The sequence below is a fragment of the Tritonibacter sp. SIMBA_163 genome (genome assembly GCF_046535935.1).
Taxonomy (GTDB): Bacteria; Pseudomonadota; Alphaproteobacteria; order Rhodobacterales; family Rhodobacteraceae; genus Epibacterium; species Epibacterium scottomollicae.
On sequence record NZ_JAWJBP010000737.1, the window covers coordinates 1 to 259 of the forward strand.

Genomic DNA, 259 nt, shown 5'->3' on the forward strand with positions numbered 1-259 from the left:
GGGATCAGAGCGATAAAAACGATCGCTGCCTCCTAAAGATAAGGTGCTACCGGGAATCAGGGTATAATCTCCCTGCGTTTTCAGATATTGGCGTAACTGAACACGAGGACGCACTAAGGCACATAACAGGCGATCATAACAACACAAGGGAGCAGTTGTATATTCTACATTTCGGCTGTCTGGCTCACGCACAAACCCCTGTAAATCTTTTACAATCCGATCCGAAAGACCGATGATCGTGCCATCAGGTTTTCCGGTG

Annotated in this window: 1 protein-coding gene; it reads right to left on the reverse strand. The window is 47.5% G+C overall.

All coding sequences use genetic code 11. The features are described 5' to 3' along the window. On the reverse strand, positions 1 to 259 hold a 259-nt coding region (locus tag R0J92_RS24275; protein ID WP_411053564.1), incomplete at both ends, for a glutamate-cysteine ligase family protein.